Source organism: Pseudonocardia sp. MH-G8 (genome assembly GCF_002262885.1).
GTDB lineage: Bacteria > Actinomycetota > Actinomycetes > Mycobacteriales > Pseudonocardiaceae > Pseudonocardia.
Map to the genome: position 1 here is coordinate 102,467 of NZ_NKYF01000014.1, position 21,528 is coordinate 123,994.

Here is a 21,528-nt window from a genome sequence, read left to right on the forward strand (position 1 = left end):
TGGACTAAATGCTCTGTCAAGGGTGTGGCCCGAAACGGGCGGCGTGCTGTCGGGGGGAGGCGGTAGCATCGAGGGGTCCCACCAGCAGAGACAGGAAGCAGGCGGCACACCCCTTGACCCATCCGGATCCCGTCCAGTCCCGCATGGCCGTTCCGGACGCCGCTCTGCTCGCGCTGCTGGGTTCGCGCGACGAGAGCCTGCGCACCGCGGAGGACATGCTCGAGGCCGACGTCCACGTGCGCGGCAACGAGCTCACCCTCACCGGCGCCCCGGCTGACGTGGCCTTCGCCGAGCGCGTGTTCACCGAGCTGATCATGCTCGCCGAGCGCGGCCAGCAGGTGTCCAGCGACGCCGTGCGGCGCACCGTCGAGATGCTCGGCGACGGCGAGGCCGACGAGCGCGCCCGCATCGGGGAGTCTCCGGCCGAGGTGCTCTCGCTCGACATCCTGTCGCGGCGCGGCAAGACCATCCGCCCGAAGACCCTCAACCAGAAGCGCTACGTCGACGCGATCGACGCGCACACCATCGTCTTCGGGATCGGGCCCGCCGGCACCGGCAAGACCTACCTCGCCATGGCCAAGGCCGTGCAGGCGCTGCAGGCGAAGATGGTCAACCGCATCATCCTCACGCGCCCGGCCGTCGAGGCGGGGGAGCGGCTGGGCTACCTGCCCGGCACGCTCTTCGAGAAGATCGACCCCTACCTGCGGCCGTTGTACGACGCGCTGCACGACATGATCGACCCGGAGTCGATCCCGAAGCTGATCTCCGCGGGAACGATCGAGATCGCGCCGCTGGCGTACATGCGCGGCAGGACGTTGAATGATGCGTTCATCATCCTCGACGAGGCCCAGAACACCACGCCCGAGCAGATGAAGATGTTCCTCACCCGCCTCGGCTTCGGCTCGAAGATCGTGGTGACCGGTGACATCACGCAGGTCGACCTGCCCGGCGGTACCCGCTCGGGGCTCAACGTCGTGCGCGACATCCTCGGCGGGGTCGACGACGTGCACTTCTCCCAGCTGTCGAGCAGTGATGTGGTGCGCCACCGCCTGGTGGCCGACATCGTCGACGCCTACGCCCGCTGGGACGCCGACAACGAGCGGCCCAACCTGAGGTCGGCGGCGCCGCGCAACGGCCCGCCGCAGGACCAGCGGCGCCGCAGCCGCCGCTGAGCGGGCTGATCCTTCCGAGAAGCACAGGAGCGCCGCCGACACGACGCTGACGTGCGCCCCGCGGCGATCACCGACACGTGATCGCGGCGAGGCGTGCGCCAGTGCGGTGATCGGCGCCGGAACGTACGTCTCGGACCGATCACCCGGCCCTGATCACCCCGACAAGTACGCCACCGTCGAAGCACCCGCACCCAGGTGCTGATCAGATCGATCACCGCGGACCGGTTCGGGAACGAACGGTCAGAGCGGCACGTAGGTGTCCAGCATCGCGTTGCGGAACTTGCCCGTGGGGTCCTGGCGGCGGGCGAGGGCGCTGAAGTCGGCCATCCGCGGCCACAGCGCGGCGACGCGTGCCGGTGCGGTGCCGAAGACCTTGCCCCAGTGCGGCCGGGTGCGCAGCGGCTCCAGCGCGTTCTCCAGCGCGGCCACGGCGGGCAGCACGGCGGCGGTGTCGGGCACCCAGGTGAAGTGCAGCGCGGCGGAGTCGCGGCCCTCGGCGGGGGAGAGCCACTGGTCGTCGGCGGCCACGGTGCGGATCTCCGACACCTGCAGCACCGGGGCGACCTTCTCGCGGACGGCGTCGACGGCGCGCAGGGCGTCGGGCAGGGCCGCGCGCGGCACGAAGTACTCCGACTGCAGCTCGTCGCCGCTGCTCGGGGTGAACGCGAGCCGGAAGTGCGGCAGGCGCTCGTGCCAGGGGCCGGGCTCGCCGAGCTGCGGCGTGCAGTGCCGCGGGTCGACCCCGGGCACCATGTGCACGGGGGCGGGCGCGCGGGTGGCGCCGAGCAGGCGCACGGCCGGCTCGGGCTCGCCGGAGAGCTGCTTGAGCCACACCTGCTCGAACCCCGCGCCCTTCCATCGGGTGAGCAGGCTGACGCTGTAGGCCGCGGCGAGGGCCTCCTCGGCGTCGTCGAGGGCCAGGCCTTCGTACACGTACTGCCGGACGTCGAACGTGGGCCGCAGGTCCAGCGTGAGCGCCGTGACGACGCCGACCGCGCCGAGCGCCACGACGGAGCCCGCGAAGTCGGGGTCACCGCGGCGCACCGTGCGCAGCTCGCCGTCGGCGCCCACCAGCTCGACGGCCGACACGGCCGTGGCGAGCGACCCGTTGGCCTGCCCCGAGCCGTGCGTGCCCGTGGCGCACGCCCCGGCCACCGCGATGTGGGGCAGCGAACCCAGGTTGGGCAGCGCGAACCCGGCCTCGTGCAGCTGCGAGGTGATCTCCCCGTAGCGCAGCCCGCCGGAGACGGTGACCGTGGCGGCATCGCGGTCGATCTCGCACACCGGCGGGAGCCCGGCGAGCGAGACGTGATCACCGGTGGTGTCGGCGATGCGGCTGAACGAGTGCCCGGAGCCCAATGCCCGCACCCGGTCGCTGCCGGCCACCAGTTCCTGCACCTGGGCGACCGACGTCGGGTGGTGGGTCGCCCGGGAGGAGAAGACGACGTTGCCTGCCCAGTTCGCGGTGACCATGGCCGCGAACCTACCCACCGGGTGTCACGGTCTACTCTGGTCCTGGCGTCAGGTGTGCTGTCGTCGGTGTGAATGAGCAGGGGAAACGCGTGTCGATCGAGGTCTGCAACGAGTCCGGCGTACCCGTGGACGAGTCGCTGATCGCCTCCGTGGCGCGCTCGGCGCTCGACGCCATGCGCGTCAACCCCGCCGCGGAGCTGTCCATCCTCGTCGTGACCGAGGAGGTCATGAGCGAGCTGCACGAGCGCTGGATGGACGAGCCGGGCCCCACCGACGTCCTGTCGTTCCCGATGGACGAGCTGGCCGAGGAGTCGCGGCGTCCGGACGCGCCCGAGACCGGTCCGGCGCTGCTGGGCGACATCGTGCTCTGCCCCGAGTTCGCCAAGGCGCAGGCGCGCAAGGCGGGCCACGGCCTCGCCGACGAGCTGCACCTGCTCACGGTGCACGGCGTGCTGCACCTGCTGGGCTACGACCACGCAGAGCCCGACGCGGAGCGGGAGATGTTCGCGCTCCAGAACAAGCTGCTCGCCGACTGGCGCACCGCACGCCGGGAGGCGGCGGCCCGGGCGGCGCAGCAGCGCAGCGACGCCGCCGTGCTCGGCACGGCCGGGCTCGAGGACGGCTGAACCGTGTCCTCCGCATTGTCGGGCACCATCCCGCTGATCGTCATCGCGGTCCTGCTGGTGCCGCTGGCCGGGCTGTTCGCCGCCGCCGACGCCGCCCTGAACTCGGTGTCGCGCGCCCGGGTCGACGCGCTGGTCCGCGCCGGCCGGCCGGGGGCGCGCGCGCTCGCCACGGTGGCCGCCGACCGGCCGCGCCACGTCAACCTGCTCCTGCTGCTGCGGCTGGCCGCGGAGACGGCCGCCACCGTGCTGCTGGCGATCGCGCTCATCCAGATCTTCGATCGCGATTGGGCCGGCGGCCTCACGGCGGGCGCGATCATGCTGGTGGTCAGCTACGTGCTCATCGGGGTGGGTCCGCGCACCCTCGGCCGCCAGCACCCCTACCGCGTCGGCATGCTCGTCGCGGCCCCGGTGCGGGCGCTCGCCATCCTGCTCGGCCCGCTCACCGAGCTGCTGATCCTGGTCGGCAACGCGATCACCCCGGGCCAGGGCTTCCGGCAGGGCCCGTTCTCCTCCGAGGTCGAGCTGCGCGAGCTCGTCGACATGGCCAGCACCAGCGGCGTCGTCGACGAGGACGAGCGGCAGATGATCCACTCGGTCTTCGAGCTGGGCGACACCCTGGTGCGCGGCGTGATGGTGCCGCGCCCGGACGTCGTGTGGACCGACCGGGGCACACCCGTCGACAAGGTGCTGCGCCTGGCGCTGAAGAGCGGCTACTCCCGCATCCCGGTGCTCGGCGAGAACATCGACGACATCATCGGCGTGGCCTACCTCAAGGACCTCGTCCGCGCGCAGGTCGAGACGCCCGAGGCCCCGCTCGTCGAGGTGATGCGCCCCGCGGTGCTGGTGCCCGACACCAAGCGCGTGGACGAGCTGCTCAAGGAGATGCAGGCCGACCGCAACCACCTGGCGATCGTGGTGGACGAGTACGGCGGCACCGCGGGCGTGGCGACGATCGAGGACATCCTCGAGGAGATCGTCGGCGAGATCACCGACGAGTACGACTCCGGGGAGGTGCCCGACGTCGAGGAGCTCGACGGCGGGCGGCTCCGGCTCTCCGCACGGCTGCCGGTCAGCGACCTCGCGGAGCTGTTCGGCGGGCCGGACGGCGAGAACGGCCGGGAGGACGACCTCGCCGAGGTGCTGGAGGCCGCCGACGTCGACACCGTCGGCGGCCTGCTCGCCCAGCAGCTCGGCCGGGTGCCGCTGCCGGGTGCGGAGGCCGAGGTCGCGGGCCTGCGGATGCTGGCCGAGGGCGGCAAGGACGCCCGCGGCCGCGTGCGGATCAACACGGTGCTGGTGGAGCCCGTCGAACCGGCCGTCTCGGACGAGGCGCCGGTCGAGCGGGCCGACCAGCGGGAGGAGAGCGCGGAGCGCCTCACGGGGCCCGCGAGCTCGCCGAAGCGAAGCGGAGGCAGTGACCATGTCCGTTCCGGCTGAGCCCGAGGGGCTCGACCCCGAGAACGCCAAGCTCGTCACGTTGGCGCGGTCGGCGCGCGCCCGCACCGGCGCGGCCGAGGGCGCCGCGGTGCGCGACGCCGACGGTCGCACGTACGCCGCCGCCTCCGTCGCGTTGCCGTCGTTGCAGCTCACAGCCCTGCAGGCGGCCGTGGCGGCCGCCGTGTCCAGCGGGGCGCCCGGGTTCGAGGCGGCCGCCGTGGTCACCGACGCCGCGATGATCGACAGCGGCTCGCTCAACGCGGTGTTCGACCTCGCGCCCGCCGCCCCCGTCCTCCGCGCCGACACCTCGGGCGCCGTCGTCCAGATCCACACCTCGGAGACCGCTTCATGACCTCCAGCTCCCCCTCGTCCAGCACCCCGTCCTTCGACGTCGTCGTGGTCGGCGGCGGCATCGTCGGCCTCGCCACCGCGCACGCCGTGGCCCGCACCGGCCGTTCGGTGGCCGTCGTCGAGCGCGAGCCGCGCCTCGCCTCGCACCAGACCGGCAACAACTCCAACGTCATCCACTCCGGGCTGTACTACGCGCCGGGCGGCTACAAGGCCCGCCTCGCGGTGGCCGGGTGCGCCGAGACGATCGCGTTCTGCCGCGAGCACGACCTCCCGCACGAGCGCACCGGCAAGCTGGTCGTGGCCACCGAGACCGATGAGCTCCCGCGGATGGCGGAGCTCAAGCGCCGCGGTGACGCCAACGGCGTGGAGAACCACGAGCTGGACCAGGCCGGCATGCGCGAGCACGAGCCGCACGTGCGCGGCATCGCGGCCCTCTACGTGCCCTCCACCGGGGTCACCGACTACCGGGCGGTCGCGGAGAAGATCGGCGAGCTCGTGGGCAAGGAGGGTGGGGAGATCCACCTGGGCCGGGCGGTGCGCCAGATCCTGCCGCGCGCGTCCGACGTCGTGGTGCGCACCGACGACGGTGAGCTGCTCGGGAAGCAGGTCGTCGTGTGCGCGGGCCTGCGCTGCGACGAGGTCGCCAAGGCGGCCGGCGTCGATCCCGGCGTGCGGATCATCCCGTTCCGCGGGGAGTACTCCGGCTTCAGCAACCGCGCCGCCGAGATGGTCAAGGGCCTGATCTACCCGGTGCCCGACCCGGCGTTCCCGTTCCTGGGGGTGCACGCCACCCGCGGCGTCGACGGGAGCGTGCACGCCGGTCCGAACGCGGTGCTCGCGCTCGCGCGCGAGGGCTACTCGTGGGGCACGATCAAGCCCAAGGAGTTCCTGGCCACGATCACCTACCCGGGCATGCTCAAGGTCGCGCAGAAGCACTGGAAGTACGGCTTCGGCGAGATGCACCGGTCGCTGTCGCGGGGTGCGATGGTGAAGCAGATCCAGCGGATGCTGCCCGACGTGCGCGCGGAGGACCTGCATCCGGCCGGCGCCGGTGTGCGTGCGCAGGCGGTGAAGGCCGACGGCACGCTCGTCGACGACTTCCTGTTCGTCGAGCAGTCCGGTTCCGGTGGCCTGGGCGCCCCCGGCTCCGTGCTGCACGTGCTGAACGCCCCGTCTCCCGCGGCCACCGCGGCGCTGCCGATCGGCCGGGAGATCGTGGAGAAGCTGACCGGCGAGAAGCTCGCCCCGTTGACGGCGTCGTGACCGGGTTCGCGTCCGTCCCGGAGGGCTTCCGGTCCGGGTTCGCCTGCTTCGTGGGCCGGCCCAACGCGGGCAAGTCCACGCTGACCAACGCCCTCATCGGCCAGAAGATCGCGATCACCTCCAGCCGGCCGCAGACCACGCGGCACGCGATCCGCGGGATCGTGCACCGGCCGGACGCGCAGCTCGTCGTCGTCGACACGCCGGGCCTGCACAAGCCGCGCACGCTGCTCGGCAGCCGGCTCAACGACGTGGTCCGCGAGACCTGGGCCGAGGTCGACGTGATCGGCTTCTGCGTGCCGGCCGACCAGCCGGTGGGCCGCGGCGACGAGTTCATCGTCAACGAGCTGCGCTCGGTGGCCCACCGCACGCCGGTGCTGGGCGTGGTCACGAAGACCGACAAGGCGCGGCCCGAGCAGATCGCCGAGCGGCTCACCCAGCTCAGCGCGCTCATGGAGTTCGCAGAGGTCGTGCCCTGCTCGGCCGTCAACGGGTTCCAGGTCGACGTGCTCGCCGACCTGCTCGTGGCCCGGCTGCCGGAGGGCCCGCCGCTCTACCCGGACGGCGAGCTCACCGACGAGCCGGAGGAGACGCTCGTGGCGGAGCTGATCCGCGAGGCGGCGCTGGAGGGCGTGCGCGACGAGCTGCCGCACTCGATCGCCGTGGTGATCGAGGAGATGGCTCCCCGCGAGGGCCGCCACCCGAAGGCCGAGCCGATGCTCAACATCATGGCCAACATCTACGTCGAACGCTCCAGCCAGAAGGGCATCGTGATCGGCAAGGGCGGGGAGCGGCTGCGCCAGGTGGGCGGCGACTCGCGTAGGCAGATCGAGGCCCTACTGGGCACGAAGGTCTTCCTGGACCTGCACGTGAAGATCGCAAAAGACTGGCAACGCGACCCGAGACAACTGCGCAAACTGGGCTTCTGAGGGCCCCATCCCGAACGAACGGCACTTTCGTCGGCTAGGTAGCGACGGAAGTGCCGTTCGTTGCGGGGCGGCGTTCTCAGAGCGTGACCGGGAGGTCTGCCAGGCGCCAGGTGCCGCCGTCCGGGGCCCGCTGCGCCGGGCCTGCCGGCGCCAGTTCCGGGAAGCGTTCCAGCAGGGCGGTGAGGGCTACCTGCGTCTGCACCCGGGCGAGGCCTGCGCCGAGGCAGAAGTGCGCCCCGTGGGCGAAGCCGAGGTGCCCGGCCGGGCCTGGGGTGCGGCGCAGGTCCAGCACGTCCGGGTCGGCGAACACGCGCGGGTCGCGGTTCGCCGCGGCGATCGCGACGGTCACCGGTTCGCCCGCGGGGATCCGCGTGCCGCCGACCTCCACGTCCTCGGAGGGGAACCGGGGGACCGTCAGCAACTGTGGGCCGCACCAGCGCATCAGCTCCTCGACGGCCCCGGGTGCGAGGGTGGGGTCGACGCGTAGCGCGGCGAGCTGGTCGGGGTGGGCCAGCAGCGCCTCCACGGCGTTGGCGACGAGGTTGGCCGGGGTCTGGCCGCCCAGCACCAGCTGCCACACGAGCGACACGAGCTCGGTGTCCGACAGCCGGTCGCCGTCCTCGGCCTGCGCCCGGACCAGCTCGGAGATCAGGTCGTCCCCGGGCTCGGCGCGCCGGGCCGCGACGGCCGCGATCGCACCGTCCACGATGCCGGGCACGGCCTCGGCGAACGCGGGACCGTTGCCGGCCGCGATGACCGCGCCGAACTCCCGCCAACGGGGCCGGCCGGCCTCCGGGACACCGACCAGCTCGCAGATCACCTCGATCGGTAGCGGCCGGGCGACGGTGGTGACCAGGTCCACCGGCCCGGCGGCGGCCTTCTGCTCCAGGTCGTCGAGCAGGGAGTGGACGATCCGCCCGATCCGCGGCCGGAGCGTGGCCGCGCGTCGGGCGGTGAACGCGGGCGCCACGAGCTTCCGCAGCCGCGTGTGCTCCGGCCCCTCCATCTCGCCCATCGAGCGCAGGTAGGGCCGGCAGCGCTCGGGGATGTCGGGACGCAGCGCGTAGCTGTCGGGCCCGAGTGCGAACCGCGGGTCGGTGAGCACCGCCCGGGCCTCGGTGTGGCGGGTGACGGCCCACATCGGGAACCCGGGCACGAGCAGCCGCGCGACGGGGCCTGCTTCCCGGGCGCGGTCGTAGGCGGGGAACGGGTCGTGCAGCACGACGGGGTCGGCGAGGTCGATCTCGGGCAGCATGGCGCGATCCCTTTCAGATGTTCATAACAGATGGTCACATCATCTGGATGGTGACGGTATCGTCCGTCCGGCGTGAAGGGCAAGGCGGGGGAGGTCACCGATGGCGCGGCGGACGAGAGCCGAGATGCAGGAGCACAACCGTGCCCGGGTGCTGGCCGCCGCCCGCCAGGAGTTCGCCGAGCGCGGCTTCCGGGACGCGAAGATCGACGTGATCGCCGAGGCCGCCGAGCTCACGCGCGGGGCCGTCTACTCCAACTTCCCGGGCAAACGCGCCCTGTTCTTCGCGGTGCTGGCCGACCTGTCCGAGCGCGCGCCGGCCTCGTCCCCGGCCGAGGCCGCGACCGTGCGGGCCGCGCTGGGCGCGTTCGCGCGGGCCCGGCTCGCCCGGCTCCCGCTCGTCGCCGAGGTCGACGGCGTGGACCGGCTGGGCGCCGACCTCGTGTCGGAGGTGCTCGCCGACGAGCGGACGCGCGAGCCGTACGCGCAGCTGACGGAGCTGGCCGCGGTACTGCTGGGCCTCGCGCTCGAAGGGCTGGAGCCGGGGGCGCGCCGGGTCCGCGTCGCCCGGGCGGCGCTGACGGCCCTGCACGGAGCTGGGCAGCTCGCCGTGGTCGCGCCCGGCTTCGCCGACCCGTTCGACCTCACGGCCGTCTGCGCGCAGCTCGCCGACCTGGACCTGGACGACACCTGGGCGCCCCCGCACCTGCCCTACGCCGCGAAGGCGCGTCCCGACGACGTGCCGTGGGCGCCGCCTGCCGCCACCGACGCGCTGCGCGGCGCTCCAGCCGATCTCGCCGCAGACGGTGTGGTGACCGTCCTCGGCCTGCACCGGGCTGCGGCCGTCGAGGAGGCGGTGCGGGCCGCGCCGCGGGGCGCCGCCGTCACCGCCGTGCTGGTCAGCAGCGAACCCGCGGAGCTGCTGCCGCTCGCCCGGCTCGTGATCGCCGAACTGTGCCGCGACCTGCGCGCCGCCGTGCCCGTCGCCGCCTGGCCGCGGTTGCAGGTCGTCGTCGACCCGACCGGCGCGGTGGCCGCCGCGGCGGGGGAGCGCGCGGTCAGCGACGGCACCGAGGCTGCGGTGCGCGTGGCGGGCGGGCGGGTCGTCGCCCGGGCCGACGGGCGGGGCGCCTGCCACTCCGTGGCGACGGGCGCCGCGCCGTGACCCGGACCGCGACACTGCGCCGTAGGCTGCGCGGGTGAGCGAGCGTCAGCGAGCGAACCATCGGCACAGCGCCCGCGCGAAGCGCCGACCTCGCGTCAGCGAGGGCGTGCGGTGAGCCTCTACCGCGACACCGGGCTGGTGCTGCGGGTACAGAAGCTCGGCGAGGCCGACCGCATCGTCACGCTGCTCACCCGCCGCCGCGGGAAGGTGCGTGCCGTGGCCAAGGGGGTGCGGCGCACGCGGTCGCGCTGGGGTGCCCGGCTGGAGCCGTTCAACCACGTCGACGTGCAGTGCTACACGGGCAGGTCGTTGGACATCATCACCCAGGCCGAGACCGTCGACGCCTTCGGCGCCGGAATCCTCGGCGACTACCCCCGCTACACGTCCGGTTGCGCGATCCTGGAGACCGCCGACCGGCTCGTCTCCGAGGAGGGCGAGCCCGCGCTGCGCGTCTACCTGCTGCTGGTCGGCGCGATCCGAGCCCTGGCCGACGGAGAGCGCGACGCCTCGCTCGTGCTGGACGCGTTCCTGCTGCGCGCGATGACCCACGCAGGCTGGGCGCCCGCGATCAGCGAGTGCGCGCGCTGCGCCGAGCCCGGCCCGCACCCGGCGTTCAACATCGCCGCCGGGGGAGCCGTGTGCCCGCGCTGCCGCCCGCCGGGATCGGTGGTGCCGTCCCGGGAGACGTTCGCGCTGCTCGACGCCCTGCTGCACGGGGACTGGGAGACCGCCGACGCCGCCGTTCCCGCCACCCGCCGCGACACCAGCGGCCTGGTGGCGGCGCACCTGCAGTGGCACCTGGAGCGGCAGCTGCGGTCCCTGCCGCTGGTGGAACGCCGGGCTACCGTCGACCGCGCGCACTCACCCCCGGCGCCGAGCTGAGCGGTCACGAACCCAGGTACCGCAGCACCGCCAGCACGCGGCGGCTGTAGCCGGCCGTCTCCGGGATGCCCAGCTTCCCGAGGATCGACGCCACGTGCTTCTCCACCGCGCTGACCGACATCCGCAGCCGCTCGGCGGTACCGATGTTGGTCAGCCCCTCGGCCATGGCGTCGAGCACGTCGCGCTCGCGCGGGGTGAGCCGGGAGAGCGGGTCGGCGTGGGTGCCGGCGGCGAGCAGTTGGCGCACCACCTCGGGGTCGAACGCCGCGCCGCCCGCCCCGACCCGCTCCAGCGCGTCCAGGAACTCCCCGACCTGCGCGACCCGGTCCTTGAGCAGGTAGCCGACGCGGCCGCCGTCGCCGCCGATCAGCTGCGCGGTGTGCCGTCGCTCCACGTACTGCGACAGCACGAGCACGCCCACCTGCGGCCAGCGCCGCCGGATCTCCAGCGCGGCGACGACGCCCTCGTCGCTGTGGCCGGGCGGCATCCGGACGTCGGCGACGACGACGTCGGGCTGCTCCCGCTCGACGGCCCCGAGCAGGGCGCGCGCGTCACCGACGGCGGCGAGCACCTCGTGGCCCTCGTCGACGAGCAGCCGGACCAGCCCCTCGCGCAGCAGGGCCGAGTCCTCGGCGATGGTCACGCGCACGGCAGCTCCGTCTCGACGGTGGTGGGCCCGCCCGGCGGGCTCTGGACGCGGAAGGTGCCGTCGGCGGCCTCGACCCGGCGGGCGAGCCCCGCCAGCCCGCCGCCGGACGGGTCGGCGCCGCCGCGCCCGTCGTCGCGGACGGTCACCCGCAGCAGGCCGTCCGCTGTCCGCACGGACACGTCGACGTCGCTCGCGCCTGAGTGCTTTGCCGCGTTCGTCACCGCCTCGCTGACCACGAACCACGCGACCGTGCGGACGTCGGCAGGCGGTTCGCCGGCCATCTCGCAGTGGATGCGGACCGGCAGTGGCGCGCGCTCGGCCACGGACTCCAGCGCGGTGGCCAGGCCGCCGGTGTCCAGGGCCGCGGGGTAGACCCGCCACGACACGTCCCGCAGCTCGACGAGCGCGCGTTGGGCCGCGTCGTGGGCCTGCGCGACGAGCTCGTCGGCGCGGTCGGGGTGGCGGCGCGCCCGGCCGAGCAGCATGCCCAGCGCCACCAGCCGCTGCTGGACGCCGTCGTGCAGGTCACGCTCGATGCGGCGGCGCTCGTCGTCGACGGCGGCGACCACCGCGTCCCGCGTGCGGGCGAGCTCCTCGACGCGCTGCGCGAGCCGTTCCTCCCGCGACGGCGCGAGCAGCCGGGCCAGCAGCAGGCGTTCCCACCGCGCGACCCCGCCCGCGCCGGCCAGGGCGAGGTAGAGCAGTACGGCGCCGGGGACGCTGTAGTAGGCGACGACCGTGCCGGTGATCACCTCTTCGGTGTCCTCGCCGAGCCAGCGCGTGCCGGTGGCCCACGACCAGAGGATCGTCACCGCGTACCACGCCCCGAGGCCGAGCAGGGCCAGAACCGCGCCACCGAGCAGCCCGGCGGGGATCCGGGACGCGAGGTAGCGCAGGGCCCGCCCCTGTGACGCGGCGGGGCTCCCGCCGGTGCCGCCCAGCAGCGCCGTGACGCGGCGGCGTTCGAGCGCCGCGAGCCGGCCACCGAGCCGTCCGGCGGCGGGACGCAGCGCCGGCACCAGCAGGGCGACGGCGAGGGGGAGCGCGAGCAGCAGGTGCGCCGCCGCGGAGACGGTGCCGAGGACGAGTCCGGCCCCGGTCCGCACGCTCGTCACGCTCGGAGGCTACTGGCGGGGAGGACCGGGCCGCGGCGGCCGAGCCGCGTCCGGCGGCACCGCCGACATCCGCTCGGTGACGTCGCCCACCCCCGTCGTGGGCGGCCGGCCCTGCGCGGGCACCACCGGGATCCGCTCCGTCGGGGCGTCGTCGACAGGCTCGGGCCGGCGCTTGCGCGCGCGGATCCGGCGCGCCACGAACACGACGACGGCGACCACGACCGCCACGAGCACCAGCTTCGAGGCGATGCCCGCGTACTGCTCGACGACGTGCCAGTTGTCGCCGAGCACGTAGCCGGCGAGGACGAACGCGGAGTTCCAGATGAGGCTGCCGGCCGCGGTGAGGGCGAGGAACAGCGCGAAGTTCATGCGTTCCACGCCCGCGGGCACCGAGATCATGCTCCGCACGAGCGGCACCATCCGGCCGAAGAACACCGCCTTCGCGCCGTGCCGGGCGAACCACTGCTCGGCCTTGTCGACGTCCTTCAGATCGACCAGCGGCATCCGGTCGACGATCGCGCGCAGCCGGTCCCGGCCGAGCGCGGCGCCCAGCCCGTACAGCGCGAGTGCGCCGACGACGGAGCCGATCGTCGTCCAGACGATGGCGGCGACCAGGCTCAGGTCGCCGCGCGCGGCGGCGAAGCCCGCCAACGGCAGGAAGACCTCGCTGGGCAATGGGGGGAACACGTTCTCGAGTGCGATCGCGAGGCCGACGCCTGGGGCGCCGAGCGCCTCCATGAGGTCGACGACCCAACCGACGATCCCGTCCAGCTGTGGGGCGGTGGCGGTCATGCCTCCACGCTAATGGCCTGGGCGGTATGCCCGGAGTGGGGTGATCGCCGCAGGCGCCCTGAGGTTTCCCCCACCCCGGCCCTTAGGGTGACCACCGTGACCCGGTTCCAGCCCCCGTCGCCGCACCCGTCCGGCGCGCGACCGCCGGCGATCCCGCGCGAACTGGTGCCGCAGCACGTCGCGCTGGTGATGGACGGCAACGGCCGCTGGGCCAACGCCCGCGGCCTGCCCCGCGTGGAGGGGCACCGCCGCGGCGAGGCCGCGTTCATGGACGTGGTGCGCGGATCGATCGACATCGGGGTCCGGTGGCTCTCGGTCTACGCCTTCTCCACGGAGAACTGGAAGCGCAGCCCCGACGAGGTGCGCTTCCTCATGGGCTTCAACCGCGACGTGATCCGCCGCCGCGTCGACGAGATGGACGCCATGGGCGTGCGTGTGCGCTGGGCCGGGCGACGCCCGCGGCTGTGGCGCTCGGTGATCAAGGAGCTCGAGGTCGCCGAGGAGCGGACGAAGGACAACCCGGGACTGACCGTCACCCTGTGCGTCAACTACGGCGGGCGGGCCGAGATCGCCGACGCGGTCAAGCAGGTCGCCCGGCTCGTCGCCGAGGGCCGCATCAAGCCCGACAAGATCGACGAGCGGACGATCGCCCGCTACCTCGACGAGCCGGACATGCCCGACGTCGACCTGTTCGTACGCTCGTCGGGCGAGCAGCGCACCTCGAACTTCCTGCTCTGGCAGTCGGCCTACGCCGAGATGGTGTTCCTCGACACGCTCTTCCCCGACTTCGACCGCCGCCACCTGTGGGAGGCCGTCGACATCTACGCTCGGCGCGACCGTCGCTTCGGGGCCGCACTCGATACCCCAGGAGCCGCATCATGACCGAGATCATCCCGGAGATGCTCGCCGTCGCGAAGGCGGCGCTGGAGCGCTTCCACGACGTCACCGCCGACGAGGACGGTGCGCTGACCTTCGCCCACGGTGGCGTCGTGTGCGCGCTGCAGGGCATGGAACTGGAGGAGGGCCTCCCGGTCCTCAACCTGTCGTGCGTGGTGGCCTGGGACCTGCCCGCGGAGTCCGACGTGCCCATGCGGGTGGCGACGGGCGTGGGTGAGGGCCTGTTCGGCACGCCGCGGGTGATCCGCGGCGAGGCCGGCTGGGACGTCACCTGGCGCTACGCCTTCCCTGCCATGGGGCTCGACGAGAAGGCGATGGGCACCCTGCTGATGCTCGTGGTGAGCGGCGCCTCGACCCTGCGGGCCGCGTTGGTCGAGGACTGAGGACGCCTCACACGACCTTGGTGGCCCCCGCGTCGACGGCCCAGTTTTCTGACCGATCGCGCTCGGCATGGTCGGGGAGGCCAGCAGCAGCACGGCCCGGGCGATCTCGTCGGGGTCGATCAGGGTCATGGTGAGCATCCCGTTCTGCTCGGGCATGGCCGCCACGAAGGTGTCGTGGTCGATGCCCAGGTTCGCCGCCAGCTTCGCGCCGAACCCGTCCTCGCCCACCATCATGGGGGCGGCCTTGGCGCTCGAGTAGGGCAGCGGTGCCGTCCACGGGCGGCGGGCGCTCTCGGAGCTGATGTTCACCACGGCGCCCCTCGCTTCGACGAGCGCGGGGAGTCGGCGGATCCGGCCTGGTGTCGTCGGGTGTACCTGGCGCTGCTCCACGAGGTCCACGACCTGCCGGCGGACTCCCCGACCCTGAACTGCTCGGGTGTCGCGGGTGAGGTCGGAGCGCGGGTCGACCTGCTCGTCCGGGCCGTGCTCGGCGCGGTGGGTGGCGGCCACGACGCGATCGGGGCGCTCACCCGTCAACCGGCTGCCGAGGGCGGCTCCGTCCGGCACTGACCGGAAGCCCACGTACGCATCGGCCCGATGGGCCTCAAGATCTGCGGAATCGGTTGCTCATCGCTGTCCGCGCGACGGTGGACAACCGACACTGCGGATCACGGCTTGTCATCCACCCGGCGCGACGTGCGCGCCGGGGCCGGGTTGGAAGATCGATTCGTGCCCGTCCTGCCACCGCACGCGATAGCACGTGCGGTCGCCGGAGCCGATCACCTCGAGGACCTCGCCCTCGCGCCGCGCCTGGTCGACGACGGTGCCCTCCACCACGATGCGGTCTCCCGTTCGTGCCTCCATCGGTAGGTCATCCCCTTCCTCCGATTCGGCTGCCTCCGATGCTCCCGCAGCCGGCCGGTCGGGTCCAGGTTGTTTCCGCCCCTTCCTCCCATCGGCTACCGCGGACCTGGACGCGCAGCTCGACCCGCCCGGAGCGCGGTCCGCGCGGGAATGCGGGACACCAGCGCAGTTCGATCATGCGTGGACGACCCTGGTGTTCCGCTCAACCGTGGAGGCAGCTCGCGGGCACCTGGCCGACGAGAGTGCCGTTCGTCATGCGAATCCCGGTTCCCCGATCGGGAGGAGTCAGCGGGCTGTGCCGCACTCCTTGCAGAGACCGAACACCTCGGCCGTGTGGCTCAGCTCCACGAACCCGTGCGCCTCGGCCACGCGCTGGGCCCAGGTCTCCACGGCGGGCCCCTCGATCTCCACGGTGTGACCGCAGCGGCGGCAGACGAGGTGGTGGTGGTGCTCGGCGGTGGCGCAGCGGCGGTAGACGGCCTCACCCGAGCCGGTGCGCAACACGTCGACCTCGCCGCCGTCGGAGAGCGTCTGCAAGGTGCGGTAGACCGTGGTGAGCCCGATCCCCTCGCCGGTGCGGCGCAGCTCCTCGTGGATCTCCTGGGCCGAGCGGAAGTCCTCCAGCCGGTCCAGCAGGGCCGACACCGCGGCCCGCTGCCGCGTGGCGCGCAGCGCGCGGGTGGTGGGCGCCTGCCCGTCCGTGCTCGTGTTCATCGGCCCTCCTCCACGTGTGCGACCGCGTCGACCACGATGTGCGCGAGGTGGTCGTCCACCAGGGAGTACACCACCTCGCGCCCGCGGCGCTCGCCCCGCACCACGCCCGCCGACTTCAGCACCCTCAGGTGCTGGCTGATCAGCGGCTGGGCGACCCCCAGCGCGTCGACGAGGTCGTGCACGCAACGGTCGGACTCCAACAGCTGCAGCACCACCGCGATCCGCACCGGGGCGGCCAGCGCCCGCAGCAGGTCCCCCGCGGCGGCCAGGGTGCGCGGGGTGCGCACCGGCGCAGGGGTGGAAGCGGGGTGTCCGTCGACGTGCTCGAGGTGATCGTCGGCGGCCAGCTCGCCACCAGCGGCGGCCGGACCGGCGGGCCCGGTACCTGCGACGATCGACATCGGCGTCCCCATCCCCGGGAGCGGCGGCCGCGCTCCCCGGTGCTCCGTCCGTCCGGGCCGCAGCTCCATCGTAGGCGTGTCCTGGAAGGCTGGGGGTGTGCTTCTCGTCTGCCGGTTCGCCACGACCCCCGATCTCCTCGCCCGCGCCCGCACGGCGCTGGAGCTGCTCACCACGGCGGACGGGTGCCTCGGGGGCGAGCTGGGGCGCTCGGTGGACGAGCCGGACCGCTGGGTGCTCACCGTCCGGTTCGCCTCGGTGGACGCCTACCGCCGGGCGCTCTCGCCGTTCCCGGTGCGCGAGCACGTGGTGCCGCTGCTGTCCGAAGCCCTGGCCGACGAACCGGCGACGTTCGAGACGCTGCTGCGGGCGAAGGCCGGCAGCGTCGAGCAGCACGAGAGCCTTCGCGCCTGAGCGCCCCTCCGCGGTTCATGGGCGTAGTTCCGTCTGGAGGGGGGCCGGGAAGCGGGGTGTGAAGCGGACCTCGCCCAGCAGCGCCTCCAGGGCGTGGGCCGACTTCTCGATCTCGGCCTGCCGCTCGGCGCCCACGTCCTCCAGCACCCGCACGGCCAGCGTGCCGTCGGCGCGTTGGACCCAGCCGCCGACGATGCGGCCGTCGACCCAGACGGTCGGGCCGCCGTTGCCGTTGCGGTCGAACAGGAGCGGTACGTGGGTCGGCTCGAGGTGGAAGGCACGCTGCTTCCAGCCCATCGTGGACGGGTCGAGCCCGGGCAGCAGCGCCACGAACGGCTCCGCGGGGCCCACCGCGTCGACGTCGTCGGGCAGCACGTAACCCGGGCCCTCGTCGAGGGCGACCTCGACCGCGCCGACGTCGGCCAGCGCGCGCTTCGTGGTCGCGACCGTCCAGCCGGCCCACCAGGCCAGGTCGGCGCGGGTGCCGGGGCCGAACGCGCGCAGCCACGACCGCGCGAGGGTGGCGGCGGCGGCCTGCGCGTCGAGCGGTGCGGCGAACTCGGGCGCCCATGCGCTCGCCGCCGCCCAGCGGTACTGCCCGTTGATCCACGTGCCGGTGGGCCGGGCGCGCAGCACGCGCCCCTCGAAGCCCAGCACCAGCAGCACGCGGGTGTGCGCGGCCTGGGTGGCGACCTGCCGGCCGGAGCCGATCGTGAGCGGCACCGCGAGGTGGGGCACCCGCGTGCCCAGCTCCCGGGCGCTCAGCGGGCCGTCGGCGGTGAGCACGGCGAGGATCTCGTCGGAAGCGGCGGCGACCCAGCGGTCGGGGTCCGGGCCCAGCCCGGCACCGGTGACGGCGTCGCGCAGCAGAGTGCGCTGCCGCGCCAGCAGCGTGACGGTGGACGCGTGGTGTGCCGCCCGGGCGAGCCCGGCGCCGAGGACCCACAGCGTGCGGCGCATCGCGTGGTGGCGCAGGAGAGTGCGCTCGGAGTAGAGCGCCTCGTCCACGGCGGGCAGCCGCGGGTGGCGCATGCGCGCGGCGGCGGACAGGTGCACCGTGACGGGGTCGGTGGAATGCAGGCCGGCCAGGTCGTCGGCGATCGCGACGACGTCGTCGGTGCGCCCGGCGGGGGTGAGCCGGTGGCGGACGGCGAGGCGGGCTCGGCGTTCGGCGGCGTCGATCTGGCGGGGAGGCACGCGGCGAGACTGCCAGAGCACGGTGGCACACCGACTTCTGCGCGACGGCAGGAGTCGGTGTGCCGGGTTCAGGCGGTGTAGGCCGCGATCGTGCGGTCGGCGGCGCCGCGGGCCGTCTCCGGCGGCGTGCCGCCGGCCACGTCGGCCTCGTACCAGCGCTCGCCCGCGACGGCCAGGAACCGCTTGCCCTCGTCCGAGGACCACCAGGCCTCGTGCTGCTGGTCGTTGGTGGCCGCGGCGGTGCGCAGGTGCAGGGCCAGTGCGGCCAGGGCGATGTCGTACCCCAGCCCGACCGCGCCCGGTCCGTACTGCTCCCAGTGCTCCTCGGGGTACGCGGTGTGCGCCAGCTCGAAGCGCGAGCCGCCGTCCGGCTCGGGGGAGAGCTGGACCTCCACCCAGCTGGTCCCGCCGCCGAACTCCCAGGTCAGCGAGAAGCTCTTGGGCGGATCGCAGCGCTGCACCGTGCCTTCGGCGTTGCCCTCGATCCGGTAGCGCCCGCCCAGGCGCAGGTCTCCGGACACGGGGGCGAACCAGCGGGCCAGGCGATCAGGGGTGGTGCAGGCCTCCCAGAGGTCGTCGACGTCGGTGTCGTAGGCCTGGCTGATCGTGACGACCTTGGCCTCCTTGCCGTCGCGCTCGGCCGTACCGACCTGGCGGCGTACGGCGCTGATCTGCGGGTCGATCTCGAACATGTCACTCCTCGGGTTGGTCGCGGCGCCCCCGCTTGCCGCGCGCGATCTCGGTGGCCAGGGCGGCCAGCCGGGGCGTCCAGTAACGGCGGAAGGGGGTCAGCCACGCGTCGACGTCCTGCAGTGGTTCGTGCCGCACCTCGTAGAGCCGGCGCGTGCCCTCGGCGCGCACGGTGGCGAAGCCGTTCTCGCGCAGGACCTTCAGGTGCTGCGACACCGCGGGCTGGGAGATGCCGAACTCGGCGCGGACGACCGCGGTGACCGCCCCGGAGGTCTGCTCGCCCTCGGCCAGCAGCTCCAGGATCCGGCGGCGGACCGGGTCGCCGAGGACGTCGAACGCGTGCACCATCGCAATGTACAGCGTCTGCTTATATAAGTCGAGCCTGTCTAAGGCTGCGCGCACCCGTGGGTGCTCCCGCCGTCAGTGCGTCGGGCGCCCGGTGTCGAGCGGGGGGATCTCCGGCAGGTCTGCGTCGGGATCCGCGGCCGCGTCGGGGTCGTCGCTGCCTCGCTCCACGATCGCCTGCAGTGCGGCCACGTGGGTGAGGAACGCCGAACGGCCCTCCGGGGTGAGCCGGACGTGCATCCGCTTGCCGCGGCCGATGCCGTTGCGGTGCACCGCGACGAACCCGGCCCGTTCGAGGGTGGTGACCTGTTTGGACAGTGCCGAGTCGGTCAGCGCCAAGGTGTCGCGCAGGCGTCCGAACTCGATCCAGCGGGTCGCCGAGAGCAGCGAGACGAGCGACAGCCGGGTCGGGGCGTGGATCAGCTCGCTGAAGCCCGCGGGGTGGGCGGGTGTGGTCACCGGCCCGCCCGTCGCAGTTCGACGGCGCGCCATGCTGATCCGACGACCAGCACGACCGGTAGCGCGGCGCCGAGCGAGAGCGTCTGGTCCCACGGCACGTCGTTGCTCCGCAGCCAGGTCCCGATCCCGATCGTCAGCAGCAGGCACGCCACGGCGAGCACCGCGAACGCGGTTGCCGCCCGGCCCGTCGAACGGTCGGGTCGCAGCCGCATGCGGCGCTGGGCCAGCACGCCCAGCAGCGCAAGGGCGAGCAGCACCAGGAGGGGGACGACCCACCGCAGCACCGTGCCGTTCCAGGACGGGAACTGCATCCGGACGTCCTGGAGTGCCGCCGAGCCGAGTAGCAGTACCGAGGCCGCCGCGACCCACCAGGACGGGGCGAACTCCCGCCAGGCGATCGCCGACACCTCGTCCTGGCGACCCCGGATCTCCGCGAGCGCGTCCTGGGCCTGCTCCCTGTCCACCATCACACCCCCTCCGAAAACCTTCCTGACGGGAAAGTATCAAGAAGGATTCCTCGGTGGCAAGTATCCGCAGGGCGACGGGAACGGGCTTTCGCCGCGCCGCACCGCGACGACGCCCCGCCGCGCCGACGGGGCTCGGGGATCCGCTGGGGGACGGCGGATACGCTGGACGCTCACCATCCGTCCTCCTGGAGTCACTCGTGGCCAGCAAGCCGTCTTCCGCAAAGATCGACACCATCGTCGCGCTCGCCAAGCGCCGCGGCTTCGTCTTCGCGTCGGGAGAGATCTACGGCGGTACCCGCTCGGCCTGGGACTACGGGCCCTTGGGCGTGGAGCTCAAGGAGAACCTGAAGCGGCAGTGGTGGAAGTACATGGTCACCAGCCGGGACGACGTCGTCGGCCTCGACAGCTCGGTGATCCTGCCCCGCCAGGTCTGGGTGGCGTCGGGCCACGTCGGCGTGTTCACCGACCCGCTGGTCGAGTGCCTGAGCTGCCACCGCCGCTTCCGGGCCGACCAGCTGGCCGAGGAGTACAGCGAGCGCACCGGCAAGAACGTCGCCGAGGACGACCTGACCGACGTGCCCTGTCCGAACTGCGGCAACCGCGGCCAGTACACCGAGCCGCGCGACTTCAACATGATGCTCAAGACCTACCTCGGCCCGGTGGAGTCCGAGGAGGGCCTGGCCTACCTGCGCCCGGAGACCGCGCAGGGCATCTTCGTCAACTTCCTCAACGTGCAGACCACGTCGCGCAAGAAGCCGCCGTTCGGCATCGGCCAGATGGGCAAGAGCTTCCGCAACGAGATCACGCCGGGCAACTTCATCTTCCGCACGCGCGAGTTCGAGCAGATGGAGATGGAGTACTTCGTCGAGCCGGGCTCCGACGAGGAGCTGCACCAGTACTGGATCGACGAGCGCACGCGCTGGTACACCGACCTCGGTATCGACGCGGACAACCTGCGCCACTACGAGCACCCGAAGGAGAAGCTCTCCCACTACTCGAAGCGCACCGTCGACATCGAGTACCGGTTCGGCTTCTCGGGTTCGGAGTGGGGTGAGCTGGAGGGCGTGGCCAACCGCACCGACTTCGACCTCACCACGCACTCGAACCACTCGGGTGTGGACCTGTCGTTCTACGACCAGGCCTCGGGCACCCGCTACAAGCCCTACGTCATCGAGCCGGCGGCGGGCGTCGGCCGCTCGATGATGGCGTTCCTCGTGGAGGCCTACACCGAGGACGAGGCGCCCAACGCCAAGGGCGGTGTCGACAAGCGCGTGGTGCTGCGCCTGGACCGGCGCCTCGCGCCCGTCAAGGCCGCCGTGCTGCCGCTGTCGCGAAACTCGGACCTCTCGCCGAAGGCCCGCGACCTCGCCACGGCGCTGCGCAAGCACTGGAACGTCGAGTTCGACGACGCCGGCGCGATCGGGCGCCGCTACCGCCGCCAGGACGAGATCGGCACCCCGTTCTGCATCACGGTCGACTTCGACACCCTGACGGACCAGGCCGTGACGATCCGCGAGCGCGACTCGATGAGCCAGGAACGAGTGGGGCTGGACCAGGTGGAGAGTTACCTGGGCGCCCGCCTACTGGGCTGCTGAC

General features: G+C 73.2%; 27 protein-coding genes. 14 read left to right on the forward strand and 13 right to left on the reverse strand.

Annotated elements, in window-relative coordinates:
- Window positions 1–8: 8 nt before the first annotated feature.
- The gene (locus tag CFP66_RS27470; RefSeq protein WP_094928071.1) at window positions 9–1,172 is read left to right on the forward strand and encodes a PhoH family protein; all 1,164 of its coding nucleotides are present in this window, start codon (window positions 9–11) and stop codon (window positions 1,170–1,172) included.
- Between the two features lie 240 nt (window positions 1,173–1,412).
- On the opposite strand, the gene CFP66_RS27475 is transcribed toward CFP66_RS27470, so the two are convergent.
- On the reverse strand, window positions 1,413–2,645 hold the full coding sequence (locus tag CFP66_RS27475) for a D-arabinono-1,4-lactone oxidase (protein WP_094928072.1): 1,233 nt from the start codon (window positions 2,643–2,645) through the stop codon (window positions 1,413–1,415).
- An 89-nt stretch (window positions 2,646–2,734) separates the two neighbouring features.
- Between CFP66_RS27475 and ybeY the strand changes: the two genes are divergently transcribed.
- From ybeY to era, 5 genes are read left to right on the forward strand one after another with little or no spacing between them, the layout of a single operon-like run.
- Entirely contained in the window at window positions 2,735–3,271 is a 537-nt protein-coding gene (gene ybeY / locus CFP66_RS27480) for an rRNA maturation RNase YbeY (protein WP_094928073.1), read from the forward strand.
- Between the two features lie 3 nt (window positions 3,272–3,274).
- Window positions 3,275–4,708 carry a hemolysin family protein gene (locus CFP66_RS27485; RefSeq protein ID WP_233159760.1) on the forward strand — a complete coding sequence of 478 codons (1,434 nt, stop codon included), beginning with the start codon at window positions 3,275–3,277 and terminating at the stop codon, window positions 4,706–4,708.
- Window positions 4,692–5,060 carry a cytidine deaminase gene (locus CFP66_RS27490; protein ID WP_094928075.1) on the forward strand — a complete coding sequence of 123 codons (369 nt, stop codon included), beginning with the start codon at window positions 4,692–4,694 and terminating at the stop codon, window positions 5,058–5,060. The genes CFP66_RS27485 and CFP66_RS27490 overlap by 17 nt, the downstream gene beginning before the upstream one ends.
- Complete coding sequence (gene lhgO, locus CFP66_RS27495) at window positions 5,057–6,322, forward strand: L-2-hydroxyglutarate oxidase (RefSeq protein WP_094928076.1); 1,266 nt, start codon at window positions 5,057–5,059, stop codon at window positions 6,320–6,322. The genes CFP66_RS27490 and lhgO overlap by 4 nt, the downstream gene beginning before the upstream one ends.
- Window positions 6,319–7,248, forward strand: coding sequence for a GTPase Era (gene era / locus CFP66_RS27500; RefSeq protein ID WP_094928077.1), 930 nt, complete (start codon window positions 6,319–6,321; stop codon window positions 7,246–7,248). The genes lhgO and era overlap by 4 nt, the downstream gene beginning before the upstream one ends.
- A 76-nt stretch (window positions 7,249–7,324) precedes the next feature.
- On the opposite strand, the gene CFP66_RS27505 is transcribed toward era, so the two are convergent.
- Window positions 7,325–8,503 carry a cytochrome P450 gene (locus tag CFP66_RS27505; RefSeq protein ID WP_094928078.1) on the reverse strand — a complete coding sequence of 393 codons (1,179 nt, stop codon included), beginning with the start codon at window positions 8,501–8,503 and terminating at the stop codon, window positions 7,325–7,327.
- A gap of 100 nt (window positions 8,504–8,603) precedes the next feature.
- Between CFP66_RS27505 and CFP66_RS27510 the strand changes: the two genes are divergently transcribed.
- A complete protein-coding gene (locus CFP66_RS27510) occupies window positions 8,604–9,665 on the forward strand; it encodes a TetR/AcrR family transcriptional regulator (protein WP_094928079.1) in 1,062 nt (353 codons plus the stop codon).
- Between the two features lie 111 nt (window positions 9,666–9,776).
- Window positions 9,777–10,547 (forward strand): DNA repair protein RecO, encoded by a 771-nt coding sequence (gene recO, locus CFP66_RS27515; RefSeq protein WP_094928080.1) that lies wholly within the window; start codon window positions 9,777–9,779, stop codon window positions 10,545–10,547.
- A 4-nt stretch (window positions 10,548–10,551) separates the two neighbouring features.
- Here recO and CFP66_RS27520 read toward each other — a convergent pair whose 3' ends face one another.
- Genes CFP66_RS27520 through CFP66_RS27530 form a run of 3 tightly spaced genes read right to left on the reverse strand, consistent with a single transcriptional unit; the run spans window position 10,552 to window position 13,103 of the window.
- The gene (locus tag CFP66_RS27520; RefSeq protein WP_094928081.1) at window positions 10,552–11,196 is read right to left on the reverse strand and encodes a response regulator transcription factor; all 645 of its coding nucleotides are present in this window, start codon (window positions 11,194–11,196) and stop codon (window positions 10,552–10,554) included.
- Window positions 11,187–12,311: a sensor histidine kinase gene (locus tag CFP66_RS27525; protein ID WP_094928082.1), complete on the reverse strand. Its 1,125-nt coding sequence runs from the start codon at window positions 12,309–12,311 to the stop codon at window positions 11,187–11,189. The genes CFP66_RS27520 and CFP66_RS27525 overlap by 10 nt, the downstream gene beginning before the upstream one ends.
- A 9-nt stretch (window positions 12,312–12,320) precedes the next feature.
- The gene (locus tag CFP66_RS27530; RefSeq protein ID WP_094928083.1) at window positions 12,321–13,103 is read right to left on the reverse strand and encodes a DedA family protein; all 783 of its coding nucleotides are present in this window, start codon (window positions 13,101–13,103) and stop codon (window positions 12,321–12,323) included.
- Between the two features lie 96 nt (window positions 13,104–13,199).
- Here CFP66_RS27530 and CFP66_RS27535 point away from each other — a divergent pair, with 96 nt between their 5' ends.
- The 4 genes from CFP66_RS27535 to CFP66_RS27550 all read left to right on the forward strand — a co-directional run bounded on the left by CFP66_RS27535 (window position 13,200) and on the right by CFP66_RS27550 (window position 14,953).
- Window positions 13,200–13,985, forward strand: a complete 786-nt coding sequence (locus CFP66_RS27535; RefSeq protein ID WP_233159761.1) for an isoprenyl transferase — start codon at window positions 13,200–13,202, stop codon at window positions 13,983–13,985.
- The gene (locus tag CFP66_RS27540; protein WP_094928085.1) at window positions 13,982–14,383 is read left to right on the forward strand and encodes a hypothetical protein; all 402 of its coding nucleotides are present in this window, start codon (window positions 13,982–13,984) and stop codon (window positions 14,381–14,383) included. Before CFP66_RS27535 ends, CFP66_RS27540 begins: the two co-directional genes overlap by 4 nt.
- Before the next feature lie 67 nt (window positions 14,384–14,450).
- Window positions 14,451–14,642, forward strand: a complete 192-nt coding sequence (locus CFP66_RS27545; protein WP_094928086.1) for a hypothetical protein — start codon at window positions 14,451–14,453, stop codon at window positions 14,640–14,642.
- Between the two features lie 110 nt (window positions 14,643–14,752).
- Complete coding sequence (locus tag CFP66_RS27550; RefSeq protein ID WP_094928087.1) at window positions 14,753–14,953, forward strand: hypothetical protein; 201 nt, start codon at window positions 14,753–14,755, stop codon at window positions 14,951–14,953.
- A gap of 108 nt (window positions 14,954–15,061) precedes the next feature.
- On the opposite strand, the gene CFP66_RS27555 is transcribed toward CFP66_RS27550, so the two are convergent.
- The 3 genes from CFP66_RS27555 to CFP66_RS27565 form a co-directional block, all read right to left on the reverse strand.
- On the reverse strand, window positions 15,062–15,247 hold the full coding sequence (locus tag CFP66_RS27555) for a DUF1918 domain-containing protein (protein WP_094928088.1): 186 nt from the start codon (window positions 15,245–15,247) through the stop codon (window positions 15,062–15,064).
- 285 nt (window positions 15,248–15,532) lie between these two features.
- A complete protein-coding gene (locus tag CFP66_RS27560) occupies window positions 15,533–15,961 on the reverse strand; it encodes a Fur family transcriptional regulator (RefSeq protein ID WP_094928089.1) in 429 nt (142 codons plus the stop codon).
- Entirely contained in the window at window positions 15,958–16,362 is a 405-nt protein-coding gene (locus CFP66_RS27565) for a helix-turn-helix transcriptional regulator (RefSeq protein WP_094928192.1), read from the reverse strand. Before CFP66_RS27565 ends, CFP66_RS27560 begins: the two co-directional genes overlap by 4 nt.
- A 97-nt stretch (window positions 16,363–16,459) precedes the next feature.
- On the opposite strand from CFP66_RS27565, the gene CFP66_RS27570 reads away from it, so the two are divergent.
- Window positions 16,460–16,774 (forward strand): antibiotic biosynthesis monooxygenase, encoded by a 315-nt coding sequence (locus CFP66_RS27570; protein ID WP_094928090.1) that lies wholly within the window; start codon window positions 16,460–16,462, stop codon window positions 16,772–16,774.
- 15 nt (window positions 16,775–16,789) lie between these two features.
- Here the strand turns inward: CFP66_RS27570 and CFP66_RS27575 are convergent, their stop codons facing one another.
- The 5 genes from CFP66_RS27575 to CFP66_RS27595 form a co-directional block, all read right to left on the reverse strand.
- Entirely contained in the window at window positions 16,790–17,971 is a 1,182-nt protein-coding gene (locus CFP66_RS27575) for a winged helix DNA-binding domain-containing protein (protein ID WP_158228236.1), read from the reverse strand.
- A 68-nt stretch (window positions 17,972–18,039) separates the two neighbouring features.
- Complete coding sequence (locus tag CFP66_RS27580) at window positions 18,040–18,663, reverse strand: SRPBCC family protein (protein WP_094928092.1); 624 nt, start codon at window positions 18,661–18,663, stop codon at window positions 18,040–18,042.
- A 1-nt stretch (window position 18,664) separates the two neighbouring features.
- The gene (locus CFP66_RS27585) at window positions 18,665–19,006 is read right to left on the reverse strand and encodes a helix-turn-helix transcriptional regulator (RefSeq protein WP_094928193.1); all 342 of its coding nucleotides are present in this window, start codon (window positions 19,004–19,006) and stop codon (window positions 18,665–18,667) included.
- 75 nt (window positions 19,007–19,081) lie between these two features.
- Window positions 19,082–19,465 (reverse strand): transcriptional regulator, encoded by a 384-nt coding sequence (locus CFP66_RS27590; RefSeq protein ID WP_233159762.1) that lies wholly within the window; start codon window positions 19,463–19,465, stop codon window positions 19,082–19,084.
- Window positions 19,462–19,932 carry a hypothetical protein gene (locus CFP66_RS27595; protein WP_094928094.1) on the reverse strand — a complete coding sequence of 157 codons (471 nt, stop codon included), beginning with the start codon at window positions 19,930–19,932 and terminating at the stop codon, window positions 19,462–19,464. Before CFP66_RS27595 ends, CFP66_RS27590 begins: the two co-directional genes overlap by 4 nt.
- A gap of 197 nt (window positions 19,933–20,129) precedes the next feature.
- Between CFP66_RS27595 and CFP66_RS27600 the strand changes: the two genes are divergently transcribed.
- Window positions 20,130–21,527 carry a glycine--tRNA ligase gene (locus tag CFP66_RS27600; protein WP_094928095.1) on the forward strand — a complete coding sequence of 466 codons (1,398 nt, stop codon included), beginning with the start codon at window positions 20,130–20,132 and terminating at the stop codon, window positions 21,525–21,527.
- Window position 21,528: the final 1 nt, after the last annotated feature.